The organism is Parablautia muri, assembly GCF_009917485.1.
GTDB lineage: Bacteria > Bacillota > Clostridia > Lachnospirales > Lachnospiraceae > Suilimivivens > Suilimivivens muri.
This window is the reverse complement of record NZ_QZDT01000090.1, coordinates 1-7,526: the sequence shown is the minus strand read 5'-3', so window position 1 is coordinate 7,526 and position 7,526 is coordinate 1. Positions and strand designations below refer to the sequence as shown.

Below are 7,526 nucleotides of genomic sequence, written 5' to 3'. Positions count from 1 at the left end.
CTGCCGCATATGTTCACAATGACCTTCGTGTCAAACTGTCTGAGGAAAGGGAGGTCCCTCTCTATAAAGACATCTATCCCCGGATTCTGCAGCCCCACCGCGTTTATCATCCCGCTGGCCGTCTCCATGATCCTTGGGGCCGGGTTCCCCTCCCACGGGACGCATGAGACGCCTTTTGTGACCACCGCGCCTAACTGGTTCAGATCCACGAACCCGCTGTATTCCTGCCCGGAGCCGAATGTCCCGGACGCGGGCATCACCGGGTTCTTTAACCTGATGCCCGCTATATCCACTGATGTGTTTATCCCGTCCGCCTCCTTTCTTGAATCACATTATAGCAACTGGCGCGGAAAAGAAAAGTACTGTCTTTTTTCGTTTATAGTGCGAAAATTGATACCAGTATCAAAAATCATAGTACCTTGAACAGACAGGGCGGATATAGTATAATGCCGTTAGAAGGAGGGACACCTTATGAGCAACATGAAAGCGCCGCTGCCCCAATGTGCGGCTATGGTCAGGGTACAGAACATCTTAAGCGGGAAATGGAAGATAACGATATTATGGTACATCGCGGAATATGAAGTGCAGCGGTTCGGGGAACTGAGGCGGAGGCTTGGGGACATCACGCAGTCCACCCTTACCAAGCAACTCCGGGAACTGGAACAGGACGGCTTCATCTCCCGCTATATCTATCAGGAAGTGCCGCCGAAAGTGGAGTATTCCCTGACTGGCCTGGGGAAAAGTTTCATCCCTATTTTGAGAGATATGAAAAGCTGGAGCGATACGCATCTGATGTAGGCTGAACTGCAAAACGGGCCTGCGCTGCAATGCCATGCCAGCACAGGCTTTCATTCCGCCTTAGATAAACAAATTCTGTTGTTCCCTATCCCTGTCCATGTACCACTTTGCCCGAAAGGATATTTGTAGAAGTCTTATTTGAAATTTGTTCCATGATGTCCCTCATATGATTCCATTAAGCGATAATATCAGCAGAATGCAGGTGATGATGACCGCCCCGAAAAACAGCCACAAACCAACCGGCTTTTTATTCTGCTCCACGGCAGACTCCGACAGGTACCCTGTCCTGCGCAGCGCCGTAGTGATCGGCTTATAAAGCAGGAATGTGGATCCCGCGTTCAGCCCGGATTTTAACAGATTGAATGGCAGGAATGCCGGGAGCAGCAGCTTTGCAACCGCTTCACGGGGATATCCCATGTAAATAGGGGCTATCAGATAATTCCACAGCATCATCACAAGCACCATCGCCACGCTTCCGGACAGCAGACCTACGACTGCCCCTTTTAATGTCCGTTTTTTCTTATAGATAACCGCCGCCGTGCAGGCAAAGGAACACGATGACACAATGTTCATGATGCATCCAAGAATCCCGTTTTCACTGATCGTCACCATCTCTATCAGCGAAACAATCACGGATACGGTAAAGGATGTCAGCGGCCCCCATATCAGCCCGCCCAGCGTGATGATGATATCCTTCGGGTCATATTTCAGGAAAAGCACCACCGGGATGCGCCCTACCACCACTACCACATACGCTATTGCGGAAAGCATGGCCATTGTCGTTATCTTCTTTGTATTGTTGTTCATATACATTTTCTCCCTTCGTAAAATAAAACAGGCACCCAAAACTTGTATTCAGGTGCCAGAAAATTACAGACAGCACACACCATACGAAAAAATGCTTATCTTTCGTACAATGCGGCCCCATCTTCTTCTATCCAGACTATACTGTTGGTTTTGGAATCTCACCAAATCCTGACTTGGACGCCTGCCAAGTCCTGCGTTTTCACGCTCGCGGACTATACCGCCAATCGGGAATCTCACCCTGCCCTGAAGATGCCAGTATCAAGTTGTAAAAAACCGCCTATATCATTTCGTAAGAAACCAGTTCTTCCACCGGGATGCGAGTCTGCGAGTGGCGTTCCGGGTCTGCCGCTTCCTCGTCCGAATACCCGACTGCAAGGATATTGACCGGCTCCAGATCATCCGGCAGCCCGAACTCCTTCCGTATCACATCCGGCTTGAAGTAGCATATCCACACGGAGCCAAGCCCCAATTCCGTTGCCTGCAGCATCATGTGGTCTGTCAGTATGGAGGCGTCTATGTCGGCTGTCTGCTTCTTATCAAACGGGCGCACCCATGCCTTTCCGTGGTCAGCGCAGACAATGACCGCCAGCGGCGCTCCGTAAAGGTTCGCCCCTTTCCCAATCTTCGCAAGCCCCTCACTGCTCTGCACGACAATCAGGCGGACGGGCTGGAGGTTGGCCGCAGTCGGCGCAACATGGGCGGCCTCAAGAATCTTTTTCAGCTTTTCCTCCTCCACCTTTCTGTCCTTATAGCCCCGGACGGAATAACGCTTCTTTGCAATTTCGATAAAATCCATAGTGGCAAATCCTCTCTTTCTATTGTATACTGAACGTGTTTGGTTAACCGTTGTCCCTATTTTAGCAGGACACAGAAATTGCGCAAGAATGCACTTTTTGGGTAGATACTTCCCAAAAGGGTAGTTATTAAAAGTTGGAGGTACATCATGGAATATTCAAAAGACCAGTTCAACTGCCCGGTTGAAGCCACGCTGTTTTTGATCGGCGGGAAATACAAGCCGCTCATCCTCTGGTATCTGATAGAAAAACCGCTCCACTACATGGAGCTGCAGCGCATGATCCCGAAAGCGACACCCAAAATGCTGTCGCAGCAGTTACATGATCTGGAGGAATGCGGGATGCTGCACCGGGAAGTCATCCCGGACAAGCCGCCCAGGACGCTGTACTCCCTCACTCCATTTGGACGGAGCATCATTCCCGTATTGGATGCCATGTGCGATTGGGGCGCGGGCTTTTTGGACGGGCTGGACATCCAGCCACCATGCTGCACAAAAAAATCAGCAGGAGAACCTTGACTGGCTTTCCTGCTGTCTTTTCATAACTGTATATCCGGCTCCAATGAGAAAATCCCATTTTCAAATATAAGCCGGGAAACCGATGCGTTTTTTACCTTTCCCAATCCGCTTAACTGCCCCGGCGCAAATAGGTGGAATATGGTCTTTATGGCAAAGGCGTGTGTCACTATCAGTATATCGGTGCTTTCCTGCATCCCGTCCTTTTGGACGGCATCCGCAAATACGCTTTTCAGACGGCTTTCTATTGTCTGGAACGGCTCCGCCATTCCTGTCGTATCATGTTCATAAATGGCAGCCGCCACATCGGGAAGCCGCTGATTCAGCTCTGCAAAAGTGGCTATCCCTCCCAGCCAGTCCGATACATTCTTTATGAAAACAGCATTGTTCTCCGCCTCCATGCACCCCAGGCACCATTCCCGCAGCCTTGCGTCCTTTTCTATCGGCACACCGCCCTTTCCGCCCGCTTCCAAAATCATCTCTGCCGTCTGTATGGCACGGAGCATATCGCTGGTATAGACCGTATCAAAATCAATCCCCTTTAATCTTTGCCCTATGTCAGCCGCCATCTGCTTTCCTGCTTCGGTGAGCGGTGAGTCAGCCCATCCCTGCGCCCGGTCTAAGCTGTTCAAAAGCGTCTGCCCATGCCTGACTATGTAAAAACGAACCATGCCTGTCACCTCCGCTGACAGTATAAGAAATCGTTGCCAAAATAGCAAGCAGTTACTTTTGGGGTAGTACCTATCAAATTGGGGAATATCATTCCATTTCCCTGAACGTACCGGCCATTCCCCCGACAAGGCTCCACTGGCGCTGCATATAGGGTTTCAGATTTTCCGTGCTTTGCCTGTATGCCTCCCCGAATGTTTCATACTACTTCGGTAGAATATCGTTCCCACTAAAGCCACGGGCAGGATTGTTAATTCTTCTGCTCATATAAATCATGTCGGCTGTTGGTATTTTCAGGAACATACTCTATTTCCAAAACCCCGCCTATAGTGTCCAAATCCCGGAGTCTTTGCAAATCCTCTTCTGCGTTTGATGTCACTACAACATGGAGCCTGTATGGGTTCTCATAGACCGAGGATGATATGACAAATGGCATTTCATGGTTCATCATAGCGCTGCTCACTTTTGTCTGCAGCTCCGTCACATATTCCAAACTTACATCTGTATTTGTATTCTCCAAAAGGGCCGTGCCTGCTCCGTCATCTGAATTCTCTTTCTCCTGTTGAGCATCCTCTGTCTTCACGTCATGGCTTTGCCGGTCTTCTCCCTCATACTCCATGATTCCGATAATTTCACATATACTTGCAGCCTGTTCTTCTGTCAGGGGGCTGTAGGCAATGCCTGAGAACTCGTAAAACATATCCGACACCGCTGTATACTTCAAGCCATCTATTACGTTCCCATAATCTGTAGTTATTGACAAATACCGCCCAAGCCTCACCGCTTCATGGGATGGTGTCTGACCATCGCCCGCCGCTTCCACATCTCCGTAATCAATCCTCTCCCATTGGCCGCTCCCATAGCAGGTCATGCCGGACAGCATTTCATATATTGTTTCTATTGCGGCCCTGTCGGTTATTTTCCGTGTCCCAACCTCTTCCTGTATTTTCTTTCCTGCATCCGTATTATCCATTCTTGCAGGCGCCACTTCTATTTCTGTGATCGCATCCGCGGAATCAATCTGATATACCAGCTTAAGGACATCATCGTATGGGTATTCACCGCTGTCGAAGCATTGGAATTTCCACAGCGAACTCTCCTGCCCATCGTTCCGGATCAGATATTGCAGGTCTGAATGTCCCGAAACATAGTGCCATTCCCCGGTATTGTCAATACTTTTACCCATACTTTCTGCTAACACGGAACTGCCAGCCGAGGGAACCTCCGTATAAAATCCGCTGTATTGTTCTATGGGGACGGCTGCATATTTCTCTGTTTGCTGTGCCATAAAGTTCCCGCTATTTGATGCAAGCAGGGAAGATATTGGGGCAAACTGCTCCGGCATTTCGGGCTCTGGACTTTCCTGTATAGGCTGTTCCTGTACCCAATACCCATTCTGTGGAAGGTCACTTTCCGGTTCATGCCGTAATACAGACCAAATGGCTGCAACACCTGCACAGACCAGACAAAGACCTGCTGCCGCAGCATATCGCATTATCCATATATTATTTCTTTTTGACCGCAATTTCTTCTTTTTTCTTCTTACCATAAGAGCATGGCTTATCATACTTTCATCCACTAACCCTAATGCATCACTGATGTCTTCACTTTTCATCAAAGAATCCCTCCTGCTCCAAATATTTTTTTAATCCGATACGGGTGCGGTACAACATACTCTTTGCCTTGGACTCACTCATGCCATAATATCCTGCTACCTGACGGATGGAATCCGAAAAGAAATATCTTCCAATAAATACATCTCTTGTTTCCCCCGGTAATTCTGCAAGATAATCCTGAATAGCCTTTGCCAGAAGGTGCAGGTCAACATCCTGTTCTGTTGTGTTTCCGGCAGAAACGCAGTCCTCCAATTCAGATAGAGACAGCGCATATTCTGATGCCTGCCTTTTCGCACTGTTCCTTTTTCGGAAAACATCGATTGATATCTGCCTCGTAATCTTACAAAGGTATGTTAAAAGAACACTCGGCCTGTGTGGGGGCATAGATTTCCATGCACTTAAATAAGTGTCATTTACGCTCTCTTTGCTGTCCTCCCAATCAGCGAGAATGTTATACGATAATTTCATTAGGTAATGTCCATATTTCTGGTCTGTGTGCTGGATTGCCGCCTCATTGCGTTTCCAGTATAATTCAACAATTCTGTCATCCTGCATGGTCTCCCTCACCTCCCTGGCTGTTATGCCCTTCATTGTATATCCCGTAAAAATTCAGATTTGGTTGCAGAGAAAAATACTTTTTTTATTTTAGCTCAAAAAAATATAAAAAGCACCGTCATTTTTAGAAATAGTGGAAGCGGATCAGAAATACCCAAAAGAAAAAAGAGCCATTGCACAGCCCTCTTTCTCCTGTTATTATTTTTCAATTTTTCTGTATACTATCACGCAAAACTCTATACTATCACGGAAACTCATATACAAACACGAAAACTCCGAGCAGTTTCCGTGTTTGTATTATATCCCCCGTTTTCCGACAGCATTTTCCGTCAAACTAATACGCCTTTCAGCCTAAACCGCCAATATCTTACACCTTTTTACCTTTCCGTTTTATACTATCACGGAAACCCCCGACTTTTGCGTGAAAGTATACTTTTGCCTGATAGTACGATTTTTGCCCCAATCGCCATCCTATCAGCGGCATCTAAAAACACGAAAAAAGGGATCCACCACCCACCGTGATGAACCCCACCGAACCTCAAAATCCCTTGATTTTAAGCCATTCTTCCATACTTTTGCCTGCGAGTACCCAAATTCCTATGGCATCAATTCAAGATTGCCGCCTGTGCCGCTGTTAGATTATGATGACTTTTACCCCTCTTTACCCCATTTACCCCACCCAATTCGACATTCGACAAACGGGATTCGACAAAATCCCCTTGCTTTTATGCGGAATCCGGCATAAAATGATTTTAGCGGAACGCTCCGCAGCGTTTGACAGATACGGGGGAATCTGCTACAATGAAAATACAAAAGGGAATACTGCCGATAGACGGTCAGCCCCGATAAAATTACTTACAAAGAAGTGACCTTACCTTTGGCTGGGGCGGTCACTTTTTTGTGTGGTTTATGTACGCTATCAAGATCGAAACGATGATCCCAAGAATCATCAGAACAATCGTCAGCAGTTCATAGTCACTCATCAAGCATCCCCCCTTTCCCGGTTTTACCCGTAGTCAGAGGGGCAGTCCCCTCTGCGTTTGCATCGGAAAACTGACCGCCTATCCCGTTATGGCAGTATCCCATGTGAATATATTATCAGAAAATGCCGGACGCTACAAGCGGTTTCCGGCTTTTTTATTTCCCCACTTGCAATCCTCCCAAACCAGAGTTAAGATACGACACCACGGAAGGAGGGATTGGATTGGAAAAAGATTCTGCATTGTACCAGCTCATGGACACCCGTATGAACGGCATCATGAATGGAATTGTAAGCGGTGACGGGGAATACCAGGCGATTCTCCGGAAGTCGGATATATACTCCGGCGAACTGGAAAGGATGGATTTATCAAAAGAAATCCGACTGCTGATTGACCGGTACGTCAGCGAGCAGAACGCGTTGGGCTCCCGGTTTGGGATGCTCGCCTACCTGCTTGGCTTTTCCGACTGCAAGGCCATGTTTTTGGGGAAATGCCTGCCGACAGAAGCAAAAGAACTATCCCAAGAAAGGTAAAACCTAAGTCGCAAATTATGGAAAAAGGGCTTGAAAATGCAGGCTCTTTTTTCGTTCCCTCACTCGTAGTAAAACCGTAGTAACCCACTTTCCCAACTGCCGTGATTTGCCACGTTTTGCCCCACAAGTGCCGTCAATTCCCTGTTATCCGACGTGCTGCCGTGGCAGACAAATAAAATTTTTATCATTGGTGTTAGTATATAAGTGTGGACAGAAAAAGTTGAACAACCTATACTATCAAATGAAAGAGCAAAGGAGA

At 47.6% G+C, this 7,526-nt stretch carries 9 protein-coding genes, 1 pseudogene and 1 riboswitch; of the genes and pseudogenes, 3 read left to right on the top strand and 7 right to left on the bottom strand.

Annotated elements, in window-relative coordinates; translation table 11 throughout:
• Window positions 1-257 (bottom strand): annotated as a pseudogene (locus D5281_RS23370) (dihydroorotate dehydrogenase); the annotation flags it as partial.
• Between the two features lie 214 nt (window positions 258-471).
• On the opposite strand from D5281_RS23370, the gene D5281_RS23365 reads away from it, so the two are divergent.
• On the top strand, window positions 472-798 hold the full coding sequence (locus D5281_RS23365; RefSeq protein WP_016289637.1) for a winged helix-turn-helix transcriptional regulator: 327 nt from the start codon (window positions 472-474) through the stop codon (window positions 796-798).
• Window positions 799-960: 162 nt separating this feature from the next.
• Here the strand turns inward: D5281_RS23365 and D5281_RS23360 are convergent, their stop codons facing one another.
• Both D5281_RS23360 and D5281_RS23355 read right to left on the bottom strand, forming a co-directional pair.
• Complete coding sequence (locus D5281_RS23360) at window positions 961-1,605, bottom strand: ECF transporter S component (RefSeq protein WP_160562313.1); 645 nt, start codon at window positions 1,603-1,605, stop codon at window positions 961-963.
• A 115-nt stretch (window positions 1,606-1,720) separates the two neighbouring features.
• Window positions 1,721-1,860: riboswitch (FMN riboswitch) on the bottom strand.
• A 22-nt stretch (window positions 1,861-1,882) separates the two neighbouring features.
• Window positions 1,883-2,401 carry a nitroreductase family protein gene (locus D5281_RS23355; protein ID WP_160562312.1) on the bottom strand — a complete coding sequence of 173 codons (519 nt, stop codon included), beginning with the start codon at window positions 2,399-2,401 and terminating at the stop codon, window positions 1,883-1,885.
• 147 nt (window positions 2,402-2,548) lie between these two features.
• Between D5281_RS23355 and D5281_RS23350 the strand changes: the two genes are divergently transcribed.
• The gene (locus D5281_RS23350) at window positions 2,549-2,917 is read left to right on the top strand and encodes a winged helix-turn-helix transcriptional regulator (protein WP_120437201.1); all 369 of its coding nucleotides are present in this window, start codon (window positions 2,549-2,551) and stop codon (window positions 2,915-2,917) included.
• 20 nt (window positions 2,918-2,937) lie between these two features.
• Here the strand turns inward: D5281_RS23350 and D5281_RS23345 are convergent, their stop codons facing one another.
• The 3 genes from D5281_RS23345 to D5281_RS23335 all read right to left on the bottom strand — a co-directional run bounded on the left by D5281_RS23345 (window position 2,938) and on the right by D5281_RS23335 (window position 5,790).
• Entirely contained in the window at window positions 2,938-3,585 is a 648-nt protein-coding gene (locus D5281_RS23345; RefSeq protein ID WP_160562311.1) for a histidine phosphatase family protein, read from the bottom strand.
• A gap of 248 nt (window positions 3,586-3,833) precedes the next feature.
• Window positions 3,834-5,198 carry a hypothetical protein gene (locus D5281_RS23340; protein WP_160562310.1) on the bottom strand — a complete coding sequence of 455 codons (1,365 nt, stop codon included), beginning with the start codon at window positions 5,196-5,198 and terminating at the stop codon, window positions 3,834-3,836.
• Complete coding sequence (locus D5281_RS23335) at window positions 5,188-5,790, bottom strand: RNA polymerase sigma factor (protein ID WP_277935589.1); 603 nt, start codon at window positions 5,788-5,790, stop codon at window positions 5,188-5,190. The genes D5281_RS23340 and D5281_RS23335 overlap by 11 nt, the downstream gene beginning before the upstream one ends.
• 1,168 nt (window positions 5,791-6,958) lie before the next feature.
• Here D5281_RS23335 and D5281_RS23330 point away from each other — a divergent pair.
• On the top strand, window positions 6,959-7,267 hold the full coding sequence (locus D5281_RS23330) for a hypothetical protein (protein WP_160562309.1): 309 nt from the start codon (window positions 6,959-6,961) through the stop codon (window positions 7,265-7,267).
• A 59-nt stretch (window positions 7,268-7,326) separates the two neighbouring features.
• Here the strand turns inward: D5281_RS23330 and D5281_RS26240 are convergent.
• On the bottom strand, window positions 7,327-7,526 hold a 200-nt coding region (locus tag D5281_RS26240; RefSeq protein ID WP_277935588.1), incomplete at its 5' end, for a hypothetical protein.

Excerpts from the sequence above, each read along its gene's own strand:
- D5281_RS23365 (WP_016289637.1), top strand. The coding sequence starts at position 472 with ATGAGCAACATGAAAGCGCCGCTGCCCCAATGTGCGGCTATGGTCAGG.
- D5281_RS23360 (WP_160562313.1), bottom strand. The coding sequence starts at position 1,605 with ATGAACAACAATACAAAGAAGATAACGACAATGGCCATGCTTTCCGCA.
- D5281_RS23355 (WP_160562312.1), bottom strand. The coding sequence starts at position 2,401 with ATGGATTTTATCGAAATTGCAAAGAAGCGTTATTCCGTCCGGGGCTAT.
- D5281_RS23350 (WP_120437201.1), top strand. The coding sequence starts at position 2,549 with ATGGAATATTCAAAAGACCAGTTCAACTGCCCGGTTGAAGCCACGCTG.
- D5281_RS23345 (WP_160562311.1), bottom strand. The coding sequence starts at position 3,585 with ATGGTTCGTTTTTACATAGTCAGGCATGGGCAGACGCTTTTGAACAGC.
- D5281_RS23340 (WP_160562310.1), bottom strand. The coding sequence starts at position 5,198 with ATGAAAAGTGAAGACATCAGTGATGCATTAGGGTTAGTGGATGAAAGT.
- D5281_RS23335 (WP_277935589.1), bottom strand. The coding sequence starts at position 5,790 with ATGAAGGGCATAACAGCCAGGGAGGTGAGGGAGACCATGCAGGATGAC.